14 protein-coding genes are annotated in these 16,996 nt (G+C 64.3%); 6 read left to right on the forward strand and 8 right to left on the reverse strand.

Annotated features, from left to right (window positions below):
* The first annotated feature begins 133 nt into the window (after positions 1-133).
* Positions 134-385, forward strand: a complete 252-nt coding sequence (locus tag AC26AR_RS16270) for a YheV family putative zinc ribbon protein (RefSeq protein ID WP_077379959.1) — start codon at positions 134-136, stop codon at positions 383-385.
* Between the two features lie 120 nt (positions 386-505).
* Here AC26AR_RS16270 and sodC read toward each other — a convergent pair whose 3' ends face one another.
* Together sodC and metF are read right to left on the reverse strand one after the other, a co-directional pair.
* The gene (gene sodC / locus AC26AR_RS16275) at positions 506-1,075 is read right to left on the reverse strand and encodes a superoxide dismutase [Cu-Zn] SodC (RefSeq protein ID WP_404983315.1); all 570 of its coding nucleotides are present in this window, start codon (positions 1,073-1,075) and stop codon (positions 506-508) included.
* Between the two features lie 159 nt (positions 1,076-1,234).
* A complete protein-coding gene (gene metF / locus AC26AR_RS16280; RefSeq protein ID WP_303565954.1) occupies positions 1,235-2,086 on the reverse strand; it encodes a methylenetetrahydrofolate reductase [NAD(P)H] in 852 nt (283 codons plus the stop codon).
* A gap of 347 nt (positions 2,087-2,433) precedes the next feature.
* Between metF and AC26AR_RS16285 the strand changes: the two genes are divergently transcribed.
* Complete coding sequence (locus AC26AR_RS16285) at positions 2,434-3,363, forward strand: AEC family transporter (RefSeq protein WP_488107331.1); 930 nt, start codon at positions 2,434-2,436, stop codon at positions 3,361-3,363.
* Positions 3,364-3,366: 3 nt separating this feature from the next.
* Here the strand turns inward: AC26AR_RS16285 and AC26AR_RS16290 are convergent, their stop codons facing one another.
* From AC26AR_RS16290 to AC26AR_RS16300, 3 genes are all read right to left on the reverse strand, one after another.
* Positions 3,367-4,260: a UDP-2,3-diacylglucosamine diphosphatase gene (locus AC26AR_RS16290; protein ID WP_176493856.1), complete on the reverse strand. Its 894-nt coding sequence runs from the start codon at positions 4,258-4,260 to the stop codon at positions 3,367-3,369.
* 139 nt (positions 4,261-4,399) lie between these two features.
* Positions 4,400-5,548 carry a GGDEF domain-containing protein gene (locus AC26AR_RS16295; protein WP_167592949.1) on the reverse strand — a complete coding sequence of 383 codons (1,149 nt, stop codon included), beginning with the start codon at positions 5,546-5,548 and terminating at the stop codon, positions 4,400-4,402.
* 210 nt (positions 5,549-5,758) lie between these two features.
* Positions 5,759-7,234 carry an NCS1 family nucleobase:cation symporter-1 gene (locus AC26AR_RS16300; RefSeq protein WP_488107332.1) on the reverse strand — a complete coding sequence of 492 codons (1,476 nt, stop codon included), beginning with the start codon at positions 7,232-7,234 and terminating at the stop codon, positions 5,759-5,761.
* A gap of 393 nt (positions 7,235-7,627) precedes the next feature.
* Here AC26AR_RS16300 and AC26AR_RS16305 point away from each other — a divergent pair, with 393 nt between their 5' ends.
* On the forward strand, positions 7,628-8,368 hold the full coding sequence (locus AC26AR_RS16305; RefSeq protein WP_271302778.1) for an aspartate/glutamate racemase family protein: 741 nt from the start codon (positions 7,628-7,630) through the stop codon (positions 8,366-8,368).
* Between the two features lie 99 nt (positions 8,369-8,467).
* On the opposite strand, the gene AC26AR_RS16310 is transcribed toward AC26AR_RS16305, so the two are convergent.
* The 3 genes from AC26AR_RS16310 to metK all read right to left on the reverse strand — a co-directional run bounded on the left by AC26AR_RS16310 (position 8,468) and on the right by metK (position 11,777).
* The gene (locus tag AC26AR_RS16310) at positions 8,468-9,739 is read right to left on the reverse strand and encodes a cation:proton antiporter (RefSeq protein ID WP_191236389.1); all 1,272 of its coding nucleotides are present in this window, start codon (positions 9,737-9,739) and stop codon (positions 8,468-8,470) included.
* A 137-nt stretch (positions 9,740-9,876) separates the two neighbouring features.
* On the reverse strand, positions 9,877-10,380 hold the full coding sequence (locus AC26AR_RS16315; RefSeq protein WP_279875466.1) for a M48 metallopeptidase family protein: 504 nt from the start codon (positions 10,378-10,380) through the stop codon (positions 9,877-9,879).
* A 176-nt stretch (positions 10,381-10,556) separates the two neighbouring features.
* Complete coding sequence (gene metK / locus AC26AR_RS16320; RefSeq protein WP_077379939.1) at positions 10,557-11,777, reverse strand: methionine adenosyltransferase; 1,221 nt, start codon at positions 11,775-11,777, stop codon at positions 10,557-10,559.
* 446 nt (positions 11,778-12,223) lie between these two features.
* Here metK and tkt point away from each other — a divergent pair, with 446 nt between their 5' ends.
* The 3 genes from tkt (at position 12,224) to AC26AR_RS16335 (ending at position 16,950) form a co-directional block, all read left to right on the forward strand.
* Positions 12,224-14,218: a transketolase gene (tkt, locus tag AC26AR_RS16325; RefSeq protein WP_077379937.1), complete on the forward strand. Its 1,995-nt coding sequence runs from the start codon at positions 12,224-12,226 to the stop codon at positions 14,216-14,218.
* Positions 14,219-14,653: 435 nt separating this feature from the next.
* Complete coding sequence (locus AC26AR_RS16330; protein ID WP_077379935.1) at positions 14,654-15,790, forward strand: type I glyceraldehyde-3-phosphate dehydrogenase; 1,137 nt, start codon at positions 14,654-14,656, stop codon at positions 15,788-15,790.
* Positions 15,787-16,950: a phosphoglycerate kinase gene (locus AC26AR_RS16335; RefSeq protein WP_084207733.1), complete on the forward strand. Its 1,164-nt coding sequence runs from the start codon at positions 15,787-15,789 to the stop codon at positions 16,948-16,950. The genes AC26AR_RS16330 and AC26AR_RS16335 overlap by 4 nt, the downstream gene beginning before the upstream one ends.
* Positions 16,951-16,996 lie beyond the last annotated feature (46 nt).

A 16,996-nucleotide genomic window follows, 5' to 3' on the forward strand; every position in this document is an offset into this window, starting at 1 on the left:
GATCACACACCGCTGTCCCTGCGCCCCTGACCTTTGCCGGTCGGGGGCGTATCATATGGCGCATCGTCCGCCTGACGCTCGCATTGCCCGATGCCGAGCGGCCTGACACAACCAGATCCTGACTGGAGGCACCATGTCTACCATCAAGCGCTTCATCGCGGGTGCCGTCTGCCCACGCTGCGGAGCAATGGACCGCCTGCGCACCTGGGAGCAGAACGAGACACGCTACCGTGACTGCGTGTCCTGTGACTTCTTCGAGCAACAGGCCATCGAGGAACCGCCCACCCTCGAGGAGCTGTCCACGCGCGTGAACGCGCCACGCGACGAGCCCGCGAGTGATGAGGTCCAGCCGGTGCGTATCCTGGACCCCGGCAAGCGGCACTGACCGCATGTGATATCGTGAGCCCCCGTGGCATCCATGCTTGCTGCATGAAAAAGCCCCGCCAGATGGCGGGGCTTTTGCGTATCAGCTCGACGGACTGTCAGCTCGACTGGCCCACGGCTTTCATTTGACCACGCCGCAGGCAACGCGCGAGCCGCCACCACCCAGCTTGGGCGTATCGGTGTAGTTGTCACCGCCGGAGTGGATCATCAGCGCATGACCGCCGAGATCGCTCTCCTTGAGGCGCGGAGCCAACACCGGCAGCGAGATCTTGCCATCGGCATCGACGCTCAGCGCCGGAAGATCGCCCAGGTGGCCATCGCCATACGGGCCCTGGTGGGTGCCGGTCTCCTCTGGGTCGAAGTGGCCACCTGCCGCGGCACCGGCCACGGCCTCACCGTCCTTCTCGGCGGGTTCGCAGCTGGCATTGGCATGCAGGTGGAAGCCATGGATGCCGCTTTCGAGTCCTTCGATCTTCGGCGTCAGCAGCAGACCATCAGCAGTGTCCTCGGCCATGATGCTACCGACGGTCTCGCCGACCCCGTCACTGCTGACACGATGCATTTCCACCTCGGTGGCCGCCTGGGCGACACCGCCGAACAACCAGGCACCCAGCGCCACCGCAGCGGCGCTCTTGAAGGGCTTTCTGGTAGATGACGCAAAGGATGCCGTGTGCCGTGTTTCGTGATTCATGACCAATCTCTCCTTCACTGAGGCCGGCTTCACTGCCGACGCCTTGAGTGGCTTGCGGGCCGCTGTCGCAAGCGGCTACCCCTCAGACCTCAGGGCGAGAGACGTCACATTCAATGCAATTCTGCCAATGACTTGCCGCGCACGCCGGGCGAGCACACCTCAGCGAGAAGAGATCCCCAGGTTTTCCAGCACCTTGAGACACGGCCCGGCCTGGTTGAGGGTATAGAAATGCAGACCCGGCGCGCCGCCATCCAGCAGACGCTGACTCATCCGCGAGATCACCTCGGTACCGAAGGCCTGGAGGCTCTCGCTGTCATCGGCGTAGCTCTCGAGCTGCCTGCGAATCCAGCGCGGAATCTCGGCACCGCAGGAGTCGGAGAAACGCGCCAGCTTGGTGTAATTGGTGATCGGCATGATGCCCGGGATGATCGGCTGCTGGATGCCCAGATCACGTGCTCGCTCCACGAAGTGGAAGTAGGCATCGGCATTGAAGAAGTACTGGGTGATGGCGATGTCGGCCCCGGCATTCATCTTGCGTGCGAAGTTCTCCAGATCCATACGGTAGTTGTCAGCCTGCGGGTGACACTCCGGGTAGGCGGCCACCGCGATCTCGAAATGATCGCCGGTCTCGTCACGCACGAACTCCACCAGCTCATTGGCATGGCGCAGTTCACTGCGCGCGCCCATCCCGGACGGCAGATCACCGCGCAGCGCCACCAGGCGCTTGATGCCCTGCTCGCGATACTCGCCGAGAATCTCGCGCAGCTCACCACGGTCGCTGCCGACACATGACAGATGCGGCGCCGTGCAGATACCGCTGCTGCGCACGGACTGCACGGTATTGAAGGTGCGCTCACGCGTGGAGCCACCAGCGCCATAGGTGACCGAGAAGAATGCCGGGTCCAGCGCGGCCAGGCGGTCACGGACACCCATCAGCTTTTCATGTCCCACCTCGGTATTCGGTGGAAAGAACTCGAAACTGATGCCTGAGGGGTGTTCGCTGACGCTCATGGGGCGGCCTCCTGGTCGGTCGTGTCCGGCATTGATGTTCTTGTGCCGCACACGTCGCGGTGTGCGTGCTGCCGTGAGGCGCTGCGCTGATGACACAAGCGCGCGCACGGTGCATGTCATGCATCATGACCTGCGCCTCGATCCACGGCCAATGAAAGGTTTTCGCCTCAACATCAATATCATTCATATAAGAATCTGCTTTCTTATAACCACAACGCCTTACCCGACTCGCCTGCTGCGCCACATCCTCCCTGCGGTCTGAGCGGGCGCCGTTTTCGAGATGACGTCGGCACATGACTCACGGCATGATGGCTCGCACGCCCCGCCCCACTTCACAAGGAACCGTGATGGATCACCTGGATCTGCAGCAACCGCTCTGGATGCTGATCACCTTCGTTGCCATCGGCGCACTTTGCGCCCGCAAGCTGGCCATCGACCCACGCCCCATCGCCACCTTGCTGATCTACGTGATCGCGCCGCTGACCTTCTTCCGCGGACTGGTGCTGGGCGAGCCCTCCTTGAGCGATCTGGGTCTGACATTGGGCCTGTTCACGCTGTCGAGCCTCATCTGTCTGCTGGTGCGTCCACTGGCCGCGAAGTTCTTCCCGCCGCAGGAGGCCGCCTTGCTCGCCTTCTCTTCCGGCACCGGCAACACCGGCTACTTCGGCCTGCCGGTCGCGATGCTGTTGCTGCCGCCGGAAGGCGTGACCCAGTACCTGTTCTGCCTGCTTGGCATCACCCTGTATGAGTTCACGCTGGGCTTCTACGTCAGTGCGCGCGGGCAGTTCTCGATGCAGCAAAGTCTGGTGAAGATCGCGCGGCTGCCGCTGATCTACGCCTTCATGGCCGCACTGCTGGTCGGCACGCTGGGGCTTCAGGTGCCGGGGGCGGTCATGGAGGGGCTCGACTACTTCAAGTACAGCTACACGGTGCTGGGCATGATGATCATCGGCATGACGCTGGGGGGTGTCAGCCTGCGCGAGGTCGACCCGCGCTTCATCCTGGCCGCGACTGCCCTGCGTTTCGTGATGTGGCCGCTGCTGAGTCTGGGCAGCGTGTTGCTGCTGGGCAGCCTGTTCGCACTCGACCCGGTACTGGCGCAGGTCCTGCTGCTGCTGGGGGTGGTGCCGATGGCCGCCAATGTGGTCGTGCTGGCCATCGAGCTGAACATCCAGCCGGCCAAGGGCGCGATCGCGGTGATGCTGACTACCCTGGCGGCCCCGCTGATCATCCCACTCTACCTGTCATGGATGCTGACGATCAGCGGGCTGGGGTGAGGCTCAGGCCCCGGCCATCTCGGGGGTGACGGCCTCGGTGGCGGGTGGCACGGCCTGACGCGGCATCACATGACGCGGGGCGCTTTCGAGAATCTGCCCCTGCCAGTCGATCAGATGCAGTGCGCCATCGCCATCTTCTGCCAGCGCAGTGCAGTGCTCTACCCAGTCGCCGTCGTTGCAGTAGAGCACGCCATCCTCGACCCGAAAGCCCGCCTGGTGGATATGCCCACCGACATAGCCATCCAGGCCTTCGAGACGGGCCTGGCGCATGGCCGCCTCCTCGAACTGGGCCACGTAGCGCTGGGCGACGCCACTGCGGCGCTTGAGCGCGCTGGCCAGCGACCAGTAAGGCAGACCGAACATGCCACGCGCGCGGTTGCACCAGCGATTGAGCGACAGGATGAAGCCGTGCATGCCATCCCCCAGCGTGAGCAGCCACGGCGCGATGCGCACATGGGTATCGAATTCATCGCCGTGGGAGACCAGCAGGCGGCGCCCGCTGCCGGTGGTGTGGATCGCGCGCCGCTCGATGCTGACGTTGTGTAGCTTCAGACCGCACAGACGACGGAAGGCGGCATCGTGATTGCCGGGAATGTAGATGACCTCGCAGCCACTGCGTGCCAGGCGCAGTACCCGCGCCACCAGCGCCTGCTGGTCCTTGTCGAGCACCGCACGCTTGCGCATCGCCAGCAGATCCACGATATCGCCGACCAGATACAGACGCTCAGGGCGCACGCGCCGCAGCAGCTTCGCGAGCAGCGCCGCCTGACAGTCCGGCGTGCCCAGATGCACGTCCGAGATGAACAATGTCCGCACCTGGCCGAGTGACGCATGCCGTGGCGCCGCCTCTGCAGAAGATGCCGGAGAAGACGGGGGAGCGAAGTGCGGCACGGGCATGTCAGTTACCTCTGATCAATCACCTCGGGATCGGCGAGCGCAGACAGACATGGCTACGCCCCGGATTGCCGGACCAGAGTGACCGCGTGCGATGACGCCTCCATAACAGGACCATGACCGGGCGATGACAACTAGCCGCTCACGCCTGCTGATTGCTCCCCTTTACCACCGCATGCCGGCCGGCGCGCTTCTGGCGGTACATGCGATCATCCGCGATGTGGATGAGATCCTGCACGCTGATCTCGCCCTGCAGTACCGAGTCATGCGTGACCCGCCCGATGCTCACCTCGACCGGAAAGGCGATCTGCTCCTCGAGACGTTGCGCCTCCAGGTGATGCATCAGCTGATTCGCCGCCTGCTGACTGGCCATGTCGCAGGCCCCGGGCAGCACGACCAGAAACTCGTCTCCGCCCAGACGGCAGGCCATCCCTTCCTCTCCCGCGGCCTGTGCCGCGCCTGCGGCGACCAGCTGGATCAGCCGGTCCCCCTGGGGATGGCCAAAGGTGTCGTTGACGTACTTCAAGCGATCGACATCCACGAACAGGATGGATAGACACCGGCGTTCTCGCAGGCTGGCGGCCAACGTCCTATCGAGAAACTCGAGACCACAACGGCGGTTGGGCAGGCTGGTCAGCAGGTCATGGTTGGCACGGTATTCCAGCTCATGCTGCTGCGTGAGCAGCTGCTGATTCATGTGGCTGAGCTCGGCGTTGCGCACCTCCAGTGCCCGGCGCAGCTTGACGGTACGCAGGAAGGTGGAGCTGCGAGCGTGCGCCAGCGCCGGCGCCATGATCATCGTCGCGATCATGTAGGCACCTCCCGCGCCGGCAAGGTCCTTGAGCGAGAGCGGGCTCAGCCATAGAAAGAGCGGCAGATAGCCCAGTATCAACGGCAGACTGCTGACCAGCTGGTACCGCCAGCCCCACACCAGCCACGCCGGCATGGCGATCAGCATGGAGGTCGAGAAGCTCAGGTTCCACAGCGATAGCGTGATGGCATCCTGGATCATCGTCGCGCCGAAGCAGAAATACAGATTGGCGCAGACGGCGCCGAGCAATGCGATATCGTCGGGCCGACGTGGCTGGCGACGCAGTAGCGTCACACACAGCACACAGACACCGAGAAGCAGAAAGCGCCCGAGCCACAGAGTCGGCCAGGCGTCAGGGACCTGGAAGTAATCGAACAGCAGAAAGCACGCCAGACCCGCCATCGCGAACAGCACGAAGGTATGATTGAGTCGCGCCCGATAATGGCGAGACTCCTCATCCTCCATCTCACTGCATGGCATGAGGTGATCATGGAACGACACGGCACGTCCTCTCGGAAAGCTGGGGCATGGCCTCATGCTACACCTGCCGCCAGCCTCCCCCTATCCCGACGGCTCGCGTCCCGCCAACGCTACAGCCACGTGTCCTGGCGGCGAGATGCACTCAGGGCCCGATACCGGGAAGGTACGGGCCCTGAGCGTCTCGACGTGACTCGCGCCTTTCGCCTGCGATCAGACGACCTTGCCGCGTGAGCCAGCAGGCACATAGATGCGCGCGGAGGCGGCATCTCCCAGCCAATATCCCGAGAAGATGCCATACAGCCCTGCCGCCATCAGGCCGCCGATGAACAGCGTGAAGTGGGTGATGTCACCCAGCGGCAGGAAGCTGATGACCAGCGTCACCGCCGAGGAGGCCAGCAACGCCTTGACCGCCGCGACATTGACGCCCTTCTCGAAGAAATACTCTCCCTGCGCGCTGTCGGTGAACAATGCCCGGGTGTTGATGCCGCCCTTGTGGACCAAGTAGTGATCGAACAGGATCACGCCATACACCGGGCCGATGGCCGCAGCGAGAATGCCCACGGTGTACTGGATGATTTCCGGATTGTTGAACAGATTCCACGGCGTGATGAAGATGGAGCCGACGGCGGCGAGCATGCCGCCCATCCGCCAGCTGATGCGCGACGGCGCCACATTGGAGAAATCGAACGCCGGTGACACGAAGTTGGCCACGATGTTGATGCCGATGGTCGCCAGCACCAGGGTCAGGATGCCCAGCGCCGCCGCGACACCGTTGTCGATGCGCGCGACAGTCTCCATCGGGTCATGCAGCATCTCGCCGAAGATGGGCTGGGTGCCGGACACCACTACCACGGTGATGACGGCAAACAGCAGGAAGTTGACCGGCAGGCCCCAGAAGTTACCGCGCTTCACGTCACCAGGCGTGGCACAGTAACGCGAGAAGTCACCGAAGTTGAGCGTCGGACCCGCGAAGTAGCCCGCCACCAGGGCCGCGGCAATCACCATCTGCCACAGGGCATCACTGCCGGAGAGTGTCTTGCTGCCCAGCGTGAAGCTGATGTTGTCCCAGCCGGCCTGCCAGACGATCCAGCCCGCCAGCGCGAACATCACCACATAGACCGCCGGCCCGGCGAAATCGATGAAACGGCGCACCGCGTTCATGCCCCACCAGAACACCAGCGCCTGCAGCACCCACATGAACAGGAAGCAGTACCAGCCAAGCTGCGAGAGGCCGAGGTACTGGACCTCGGTCAGCCCCTCCAGCGACGGCACGTAACGCAGCAGCACCAGCATCAAGGCATGTGCCGCCAGATACGTCTGGATGCCGTACCACACCACCGCGATCAGCCCGCGGATGATCGCCGGGATATTGGCGCCATAGATGCCGAAGGACTGGCGGCAGACCACCGGAAACGGTACCCCCGTCTGCTGGCTGGGCCGCGAGATCAGATTGGCGAACACCTGCACCACCAGAATCCCCACCAGCATCGAGACCAGAATCTGCCAGCTGGCCAGGCCCAGGGTGAACAGACTGGCGGCGAAGACATAGCCACCGACACTGTGCACGTCGGACATCCAGAACGAGAAGATGTTGTACCAGTTCCAGTTCTGCTCGCAGGGCGCGAGGTCGTCGTTGATGAGCCGCTTGCTGGCGTTGCTCAGGTCAGGGGGAGTCTGGGGTGTCATTGTTGTCTCCAGAGGGGGCTTGGTGCCCGAGTGGACGTTCCGTCCGTGGGCCGGTCACGAGGCATCACGCCTCGCCATGCCTATCCCCCTATCAACAAGCATGCCAATGAAACACATGTTGCGGCTTTTCAATCTCCCAGCGTTTCCCCCAACCCCTGCTCTGCCTGCACCTCCTGCCAGTAGTGCCTCTCAAGCCGAAATCGCTGCCCCCTCAAGCACCATCGATTCCCCCTGAATTCGCCATATGCACCACCAGGGCGCACCAACGATGAAACGAACGTTGCTGAAGCGGTGATTGCCCGTCTGGCACGAATGCTGCTCACGTATTGACCATCCTGCTCGAACGTCTCACCCATCCCCGCGAGCCGAACCTCATCACAGGAGACACGCGCCATGTTGCGTCTCAAGGTCATCAATCCCAACACCAGCCAGGCGATGAGCCAGCAGATGGCGCACTCGCTGCAACGACAGCTCGCGGACGACGTCCGACTCGAGGTACTGACCGCCGAGCATGGCGCCCCCAGCATCGAGACGGCCGTCGAGGAAGCCATGGCGGTGGTCGCGCTGCTGAGTCTGATCGCCCGGGACCGGGAAGGCCTGCTGGACACGCCCCCCGCCGATGGCTATTTGCTGGCCTGCTTCGGTGACCCCGGCCTTGAGGCCGCCCGCGAACTGAGCCCCGTGCCGGTGATCGGCATCGCCCAGGCCGCCATGCACATGGCCACGCTGGCGGCACCCTCCTTTGCCATCGTCACCAGCATGACCAGCACGCTGCCGATGTCCGAGCAGCTGCTGGAGCGCTATGCGATGCGTCCGCTGTGCAAGGCGCTGCTGGCCTGTGACGTCCCGGTACTGGCGCTGTCCGAGGCACGCACTCCCCCGCAGGCGCTGCTTGAGAGCTGTGAGCAGGCCAGGGCGAGCGGTGCCGGCAGCATCGTGCTGGGCTGCGCCGCGATGGGCCCGCTGCGCGACGCCATCGCTCGGGATATCGGTCTGCCGGTGGTCGACCCGCTGCTGGCGGGACGGGATCTGCTGCTGACATTGATGCGCCAGCCCGCCGTCACCCGCGCGGCACCGGGCGGCGAGGCCAAGCCGCTCAGCGGCGTCTTTGCCCGGGGGCTGGCTGCCCTCTGACCTGCCATTGCGATGCCCTTGGCTTGCCTCTCTCGACAGCAACGAAAACGCCCCCTCACTGCTGTCAGTGAGGGGGCGTTTCTCTTGGCAGGCCCTGACTCAATGCTGGTCGTTCGACTCCTGCGAATGACGGCGATCACCGACGACTGCGGTCACCAGCTTGCCGATGCTCAACCCCTGCACGAGGATCGAGAACAGCACGATGATGTAGGTGGTGACCACCAGCGGCTCGCGGAAGTCACCTTCGGGAATCGCCAGGGCCAGTGCCACCGAGATGCCGCCGCGCAGGCCACCCCAGGTGAGCACGCGCGTGGTGCCGGCCCGGAAGGTATACCAGCGCCGCAAGATGCTCAGCGGAATGCCGATCAGCGCCAGACGCGAGAGCAGGATGACCGCCACCAGCGCCAGGGCGATGCCGATCGAGGTCAGGGTGATCGGCATCAGCACCAGCTCGAGGCCGATCAGCACGAACAGCACCGCGTTGAGGATCTCGTCGACCAGCTCCCAGAAACCGTCCAGATAGCGGCGGGTGTTGTCGGACATGGCGCCATCACGCGCCATGTTGCCGATGATCAGCCCCGCCACCACCATCGCGATGGGGCCGGAGACGTGCAGCGCCGAGGCCAGCGCGTAGCCGCCCAACACCAGCGCCAGGCTCAGCATCACCTCGACCTGATACTGGTCGATGCTGCGCATCAGCTGATAGACCAGCGCCCCCAGTGCCAGCCCGAGCAGAATCCCGCCGCCGGCTTCCTCGAGGAACAGGAGCCCCATGTGGCCGAGCTCGACCTCACCGCTGCCCGCCGAGGCCGCGCTCAACAGCGCGGTGAACAGCACCACCGCCACACCATCATTGAACAGTGACTCGCCGACGATGCGGATCTCCATGTCGGCAGGCGCTCCGGCGCTGCGCATGATGCCGAGCACGGCGATCGGGTCGGTGGGCGAGATCAACGCGCCGAACACCAGGCAATACAGGTAGGGCACCTCGATGCCGGCCCACTGGAACAGCCACCAGGCGGCGGAGCCGATCACCAGGGTCGAGACCAGCACGCCCAGCGTGGCCAGCAGGCCGATGGAGCGGCGATAGGCCTTCAGACGCGAGAGATCCACGTGCAGCGCACCGGCGAACAGCAGGAAGGACAGCATGCCGTCCATCAGCAGGCTGTTGAAGTTGATGCGCCCCAGCCAGTCTTCCGCGATGTCGGCCACGACGGTGGTCACCGCGAAGTGATCCAGTCCGATCACGCCGAGTGACAGCACCAGACCGATGGCCATCACGCCGATGGTCGGGGGCAGGCGCAGGACCCGATGGTTGAACCACATGCACACGGCAGTGATGGTAATGAACAGTGCAGCGAGATTGAGCATCCGAAAACGGTCCTTTGCAGTGGCGCCGATACCCTGGAGGGCATGACGTCCTTGTCATTCGTCTTTCATACGAGCTGGTGTGGTGAGCCACTCGCGTGGCCAGCAGCGCTGATCGTGACTGCCAGCACTGGCCGTGACTACCAGAGATCGCCGTGACGTTCACGGTGACAGAGATAGAGACGCAGCTCGAACTCACGTTGATGATACTCCGGCTGCATGTGACAGCAGAGTCGATAGAACGCCTTGTCGTGGGCCTTCTCGCGCAGATGCGCCAGCTCATGGACCACGATCATGTTCAGCAGCGGCTCCGGCAGGCGCCGAAACAACGACGAGATGCGGATCTCGTGCTTGGCCTTGAGCTTGTTGCCCTGCACCCGCGACACGAAGGTGTGCAGCCCCAGGGCGTTGTCGATGACGTGAATCCGGTCGTCATAGATCACCTTGCTGATCGGCGCCGAGCTGCGCAGGTGCTGATTCTTCAGCGCCATGGTGTAGTCATGCAGCGCACGGGCCCCCTGCAACTGATGTGGCTCGGGATATCTAGCGAGAAAGAAGGCTGCCGTCTTGCCCGACGCCAGCAGTTCACTCGCCTGCTGTTGGATCTCGGGGCCGTAGCCCTTGAGATAGCGTAGATCAGCCACTGGGCCTCTCTCCTGTTGCTGTCCCACAAAGGGTCAGACCTGCGTGTCAGACGGGCTCGCGCCGCTAACGCTCCACCAGAGACAGGAAAACCCGCCGAAGCGGGTTTTCTTGTCATGACACTGAGCCGGTGGGGGCGAGATGCCCCTCCCCTGCCAGGCCTGTCGAGCTGACGACCTTACAGGCCGGCAGCAGCCTTGAGGCCAGCGGCACGGTCGGTCTTTTCCCACGGGAAGGCGGTGAAGGTTTCGGTCTTCTTCTCGCCGGTCACGTCGGTCCAGCTGTAGCTGTGCTCGAACGGCTCACGACCGAAGTGGCCGTAGGCAGCGGTCAGCTGATACATCGGGTGCGCCAGATCCAGCATGGTGGTGATGGCATACGGACGCAGGTCGAAGTGCTCGCGCACCAGCTCGACGATCTTGGCATCGCTGATCTTGCCGGTGCCGAAGGTGTTGATCGAGACGGAGGTCGGCTCGGCGACACCGATGGCGTAGGAGACCTGGATCTCGCACTTGTCGGCCAGACCGCTGGCGACGACGTTCTTGGCCACGTAACGACCGGCATAGGCGGCGCTGCGATCGACCTTGGACGGGTCCTTGCCGGAGAAGGCACCACCACCGTGACGGGCCATGCCGCCGTAAGTGTCGACGATGATCTTGCGGCCCGTCAGACCACAGTCACCCACCGGGCCACCGATGACGAAGTTGCCGGTCGGGTTGATGTGGTATTCGGTGGTCTCGGACAGCCACTCGGCCGGCAGGACCTGCTCGATGATCTCGCGCTTGACCATCGCGCGCAGGTCTTCCTGGGACACTTCCGGGTCATGCTGGGTGGACAGCACGACGGCTTCGACGGCGACCGGCTTGCCGGCTTCGTCGTAGCGGAAGGTGACCTGACTCTTCGCATCCGGACGCAGCCACGGCAGCATGCCGTTCTTGCGCAGTTCCGCCTGACGCTCCACCAGACGGTGAGCGTAGTGGATCGGCGCCGGCATGAAGGAGTCGGTCTCGTTGGTGGCATAGCCGAACATCAGGCCCTGGTCGCCCGCGCCCTGATCTTCCGGCTTGGTGCGATCGACGCCCTGGGCGATATCGACGCTCTGCTTGCCGATCAGGTTCAGGACACCACAGGTCTCGCCGTCGAAACCGACATCGGAAGAGGTGTAGCCGATGTCCGTGATGACACGACGTACCAGCTCCTCGAGATCGACCCACGCGCTGGTGGAGATCTCACCGGCCACGATGGCCACGCCTGTCTTGACGAGCGTTTCGCACGCCACGCGTGCCTGCTTGTCGCGCGCGATGATGGCATCGAGCACGGCATCGGAAATCTGGTCGGCAATCTTGTCCGGGTGCCCTTCGGACACGGACTCGGATGTGAAGAGTGAGTATTCGCTCATTGGTCCTCGACCCTCTTTTCGGATGCGGGGATGATTCGGCCACTGACGGCAGATGGCTGCTTGAGACCGAGTAGAAACACGCTTGCGGCGCACGTTGAGGACTGACACAGACGGCCCGGCCTCGGGGGGGCGAGTTTACACGCCACTTATGTGAGTGCCTAGCGCCATGCGGACTGCACGACGGCCGTTTCGAGACCTTTTTGCCACAAGAAGGACACCAACCGGCATAAGTCAGCAAGACGCATGGACGGCTGCGGGGCCCGGATGCGATTTGCCGCGCCCCGTCATCTCGGTGACAATACTGGCCCGGAGATCGCGTACGGGCGAAGCTTCGTACGCACAAGGTTCACGCGACGCACTGTCCTTTCCGGCGCGCTGCGCACCACAGGCAGAACGCCGTGATTCATTGCCACACTCTTGACGCCCCGCAGGCGAGGAGCTATTGCATGCCTTCCCGTTTTGACCTGGCCAACGCCATCCGTGCACTTTCCATGGACGCCGTTCAGAAGGCCAAGTCTGGCCACCCCGGCGCCCCCATGGGCATGGCCGACATCGCTGAAGTGCTCTGGAACGACCACCTCAAGCACAACCCGGCCAACCCGAACTGGGCCGACCGTGACCGCTTCGTGCTGTCCAACGGCCACGGCTCCATGCTGCTCTACTCCCTGCTGCACCTCACGGGCTACCAGCTGAGCCTTGAAGATCTGCAGAACTTCCGCCAACTGCATTCCAAGACCGCCGGTCACCCGGAATACGGTTATGCGCCGGGTATCGAGACCACCACCGGCCCGCTGGGCCAGGGGCTGGCCAATGCCGTGGGCATGGCGATCGCCGAGAAGACACTGGCGGCGCAGTTCAACCGTCCGGGCCACACCGTCGTCGACCACACCACCTGGTGCTTCCTGGGCGATGGCTGCCTGATGGAAGGCATCTCCCACGAGGTCGGCTCGCTGGCCGGCACCCTGGGTCTGGGCAAGCTGATCGCCCTGTATGACGACAACGGCATCTCCATCGATGGGGAAGTCGAAGGCTGGTTCACCGATGACACCGCCAAGCGCTTCGAAGCCTATGGCTGGCACGTCGTGGCCAACGTCGACGGCCACAAGCCGGAAGAGATCAACGCCGCCATCGCCCTGGCCAAGAGCCACGACGACAAGCCGAGCCTGATCATCTGCAAGACCGTCATCGGCTTCGGCTCCCCGAACAAGGAAGGCACCGAGTCCTGCCACGGCGCTCCGCTGGGTGACGACGAAGTCGCGGCGACCCGCGAGAAGCTGGGCTGGACCCACGCACCCTTCCACATCCCGGAAGACATCTATCAGGGCTGGGATGCCAGCGAGCGCGGCGCCAAGCTCGAGAGTGACTGGGATGCGCGCTTCGCCCGTTACGCCGACGCGCACCCGGAACTGGCCGCCGAGTTCACCCGTCGTCTGGAAGGCAAGCTGCCGCACGCCCTGAGCAGCGAGAAGATGATCGAGGACGCTCAGGCCGCCGGCGACAGCCCGGCATCGCGCAAGGCCTCCTTCGAGTGCCTGAACCAGCTCGGCCCGCAGCTGCCGGAACTGCTCGGCGGCAGCGCCGACCTCGCCCCGTCCAACCTGACCTTCTGGAAGGGCGCCCAGGCGATCACCCGCGAAGACTTCAGCGGCAACTACCTGCATTACGGTGTGCGTGAGTTCGGCATGGGCGCGATCATGAACGGCGCCGGTCTGCACGGCGGCTTCATCCCGTACGGCGCGACCTTCCTGATATTCATGGAGTACATGCGCAACGCCGTTCGCATGGCCGCCCTGATGGGTCAGCAGGCCGTCTACGTCTTCACCCACGACTCCATCGGTCTGGGCGAAGATGGCCCGACGCACCAGCCGATCGAGCAGCTGACCAGCCTGCGCACCACGCCGAACCTGTCCACCTGGCGTCCGGCGGATGCCGTGGAGACCGCAGCCGCCTGGGATGCGGCCATCAAGCGTCACTCCGGCCCGACCGCGCTGATCCTGTCGCGTCAGAACCTGCCGCACCAGAACCGCGACAAGGCCCAGCTGGCCAACATCAGCCGTGGCGGTTACGTGCTGAAGGACGCCGCCAACGGCCAGCCGGAACTGATCCTGATCGCCACCGGCTCCGAAGTCGGTCTGGCGATGGATGCCGCCGCCGAGCTGGAAGCCGCCGGTCGCGCCGTGCGTGTCGTGTCCATGCCGGCCACCGACCTGTTCGATGCCCAGGACGCGGAATACCGCGAATCCGTGCTGCCGTCCTCCGTCACCGCGCGCGTGGCGATCGAAGCCGGGCATCGTGACTACTGGTTCAAGTATGTCGGCCTGAACGGCGACATCATCGGCATGGAGACCTTCGGGGAATCCGCGCCGGCTGGCGACCTGTTCAAGCACTTCGGCTTCACGGTCGAGAACGTGGTCGAACGCGCCAACACGCTGCTGGGCTGATCACCGCCTGACTCACCCCGTCGATGACGGAGTGGGATGCAGATCGACGCCGCCGCCTCCCGATGGGAGCGGCGGCGTTTTCGTCTGTGCGACACTCGAGAAGCCCTCCACCGTCACCGGCTGTCGCCTGTAGTCGACGCGCTCCATGTCAGTCACAGCTTGATGACACGATTCATCCTGCATGAACGGTCATTCTCCGGCGATCCAGCCCTCGACAGACAGTGCGGATGGCGACTACACAACCCCTCCAGTTGGGTAGTGTGACTACGTGTTCTTAGACGAAAAAAACCAGAAATCAGGCGCTTGCGCGCCTTTCGCTCCCTCCGCCCAGCAAAGCGATGCGCTACCATGGACCCCCTGAAAAACACCCGGAACGAGACCTCATTGAGCCATCAGTCCCCTCTGCCCACCTCCGACGCCTCCCAGGAGGCCAGCATGCGCCTTCGCCAGGGGAACGCCCCCTTGCGAGTGGCCATCAATGGCTACGGACGCATCGGTCAGTGTGTGCTGAGAGCGCTGGTGGAACGTGAAGCACGTGGCGAGACGCTGCCACTGGAAGTGGTGGCGATCAACGAGCTATCAGACCTGGACACCATCACCTATCTGACACGCTACGACACCACCCATGGCCGCTTCCCCGGCACGGTGGAGCAGCGCGACGGCCAGCTGGTCGTCAACGGTCATGCGATCAGCATCCTGTCCGAGGCCAATCCAGACTGCCTGCCCTGGCGGGCACTGGGGATTGACCTGGTCCTGGAGTGCTCCGGCAGCTTCAAGGACCGCGCCACCGCCGAGCGCCATCTGTCGGCAGGCGCGGGACGGCTGCTGTTCTCCCAGCCCGGCGATACCGACGCCGATGTCGATGCCACCATCGTGTGCGGCATCAACCAATCGGCGCTGGCCCCCGCCGGGACAGGGCAAGACGCTGGCGGCATGCGCATCGTCTCGGCGGCGTCGTGTACGACCAATTGCCTGATCCCGATCCTCACGGTGCTGGAGCAGGCCTTCGGGCTGGAGCGTGGCGTCACCACCACGGTGCATTCGGCGATGAACGACCAGCCGGTGATCGACGCCTACCACCAGACGGACCTGCGCCTGACGCGCTCCGCGATGAGTTCGATCGTGCCGGTGGATACGGGGCTGGCCAAGGGCATCAACCGCCTGATGCCGCATCTGGAAGGACGCTTCGAGTGTCTGCACCTGCGGGTGCCGACCATCAACGTGTCCTGCATGGACATGTCCATCGAGGTGAAGCGCGACGTGAGCGCGGACGAGGTCAATGACCTGCTGCGCGAGGCCTGCGCACGACGCCTGCAGGGCCTGATGGGGTTGAGCGAGGAGCCGACGGCGTCCATCGACTTCAACCACGATCCGCGCTCGGGTATCGTGGATGCGACCCAGACCCGTGTTGCCGGCGGCCGGCTGATCAAGATGCTGTGCTGGTTCGACAACGAATGGGGCTTTGCCAATCGCATGCTGGACGTCGCCACCCATTGGCACGCCTGCGAGATGACAACGCCTCTGGCGACGGGAGCTCTCTCCACCGATTCACGACCAAGGAACCCGTCATGAACGTGCAAACGATGACCGCCCTCGACCTGTCAGGCAAACGCGTGCTGATCCGCGAAGATCTCAACGTGCCGGTTCGCAATGGTCAGGTGACCAGCGACGCGCGTATCCGCGCCAGCCTGCCGACCATCACGGCGGCCCGCGATGCGGGAGCGCGCGTCATGCTGATGAGCCATCTGGGCCGTCCCACCGAAGGGCAGCCGGAAGAGCAGTTCTCTCTGGCACCGGTCGCGGCACACCTGGGCGAGCTGCTGGGCAGCCCGGTGCGTCTGATCACCGACTATCTCGACACGGCACCGGACGTCGCCGAGGGCGAGGTCGTGCTGCTGGAAAACGTGCGCTTCAATGCCGGCGAGAAGAAGGACGATGAAGCGCTGTCTCGCGCCTACGCCGCCCTGTGCGACATCTACGTGATGGACGCCTTCGGCACCGCGCATCGCGCCCAGGCCTCTACCCATGGCGTGGCACGCTTCGCCCCGGACGCCTGCGCCGGCCCGCTGCTGGCTGCCGAGCTGGAAGCCCTCGAGAAGGCACTCGCCGCGCCGCGCGCGCCGATGGTCGCCATCGTCGGCGGCTCCAAGGTCTCCACCAAGCTGGACGTGCTCAAGGCGCTGTCCGACAAGTGCCATCAGCTGATCGTCGGTGGCGGCATCGCCAACACCTTCATCGCCGCCGCCGGTTACAACGTCGGCAAGTCGCTCTACGAGGCTGACCTGCTGGAGACCGCTCGCGCGCTGATGGACAAGGTCGAGATCCCGCTGCCCACCGACGTCGTCGTGGCCACCGAGTTCTCCGACAAGGCCGAGGCCATCGTGCGTGACGTTGCCGACGTGCGTGATGACGAGATGATTCTGGATATCGGCCCGGACACCGCCTCCCGCTTCGGGGCGCTGCTCAAGGATGCCGGCACCATTCTGTGGAACGGCCCGGTGGGCGTGTTCGAGATCGACCAGTTCGCCAACGGTACCGAGAAGCTGGCCATGGCCATCGCCGAGAGCGACGCCTTCTCCATCGCTGGTGGTGGGGACACCCTGGCGGCCATCGACAAATACGCTGTCGAGTCCCGCGTGTCCTACATTTCTACCGGTGGCGGTGCCTTCCTCGAGTACGTGGAAGGCAAGACGCTACCGGCCGTGGCGGCATTGGAAGCCGCTGCAAGCTGACCCGGGCTGCGCTCGAATGGCGCAGCGACAAGGTCCTCATCGACTG

The sequence above is a fragment of the Cobetia sp. PS-4MA genome, assembly GCF_057670765.1.

Coding starts and splice junctions, on each gene's coding strand:
- AC26AR_RS16270 (WP_077379959.1), top strand. CDS start 134: ATGTCTACCATCAAGCGCTTCATCGCGGGTGCCGTCTGCCCACGCTGC.
- sodC (WP_404983315.1), bottom strand. CDS start 1,075: ATGAATCACGAAACACGGCACACGGCATCCTTTGCGTCATCTACCAGA.
- metF (WP_303565954.1), bottom strand. CDS start 2,086: ATGAGCGTCAGCGAACACCCCTCAGGCATCAGTTTCGAGTTCTTTCCA.
- AC26AR_RS16285 (WP_488107331.1), top strand. CDS start 2,434: ATGGATCACCTGGATCTGCAGCAACCGCTCTGGATGCTGATCACCTTC.
- AC26AR_RS16290 (WP_176493856.1), bottom strand. CDS start 4,260: ATGCCCGTGCCGCACTTCGCTCCCCCGTCTTCTCCGGCATCTTCTGCA.
- AC26AR_RS16295 (WP_167592949.1), bottom strand. CDS start 5,548: ATGCCATGCAGTGAGATGGAGGATGAGGAGTCTCGCCATTATCGGGCG.
- AC26AR_RS16300 (WP_488107332.1), bottom strand. CDS start 7,234: ATGACACCCCAGACTCCCCCTGACCTGAGCAACGCCAGCAAGCGGCTC.
- AC26AR_RS16305 (WP_271302778.1), top strand. CDS start 7,628: ATGTTGCGTCTCAAGGTCATCAATCCCAACACCAGCCAGGCGATGAGC.
- AC26AR_RS16310 (WP_191236389.1), bottom strand. CDS start 9,739: ATGCTCAATCTCGCTGCACTGTTCATTACCATCACTGCCGTGTGCATG.
- metK (WP_077379939.1), bottom strand. CDS start 11,777: ATGAGCGAATACTCACTCTTCACATCCGAGTCCGTGTCCGAAGGGCAC.
- tkt (WP_077379937.1), top strand. CDS start 12,224: ATGCCTTCCCGTTTTGACCTGGCCAACGCCATCCGTGCACTTTCCATG.
- AC26AR_RS16330 (WP_077379935.1), top strand. CDS start 14,654: ATGCGCCTTCGCCAGGGGAACGCCCCCTTGCGAGTGGCCATCAATGGC.
- AC26AR_RS16335 (WP_084207733.1), top strand. CDS start 15,787: ATGAACGTGCAAACGATGACCGCCCTCGACCTGTCAGGCAAACGCGTG.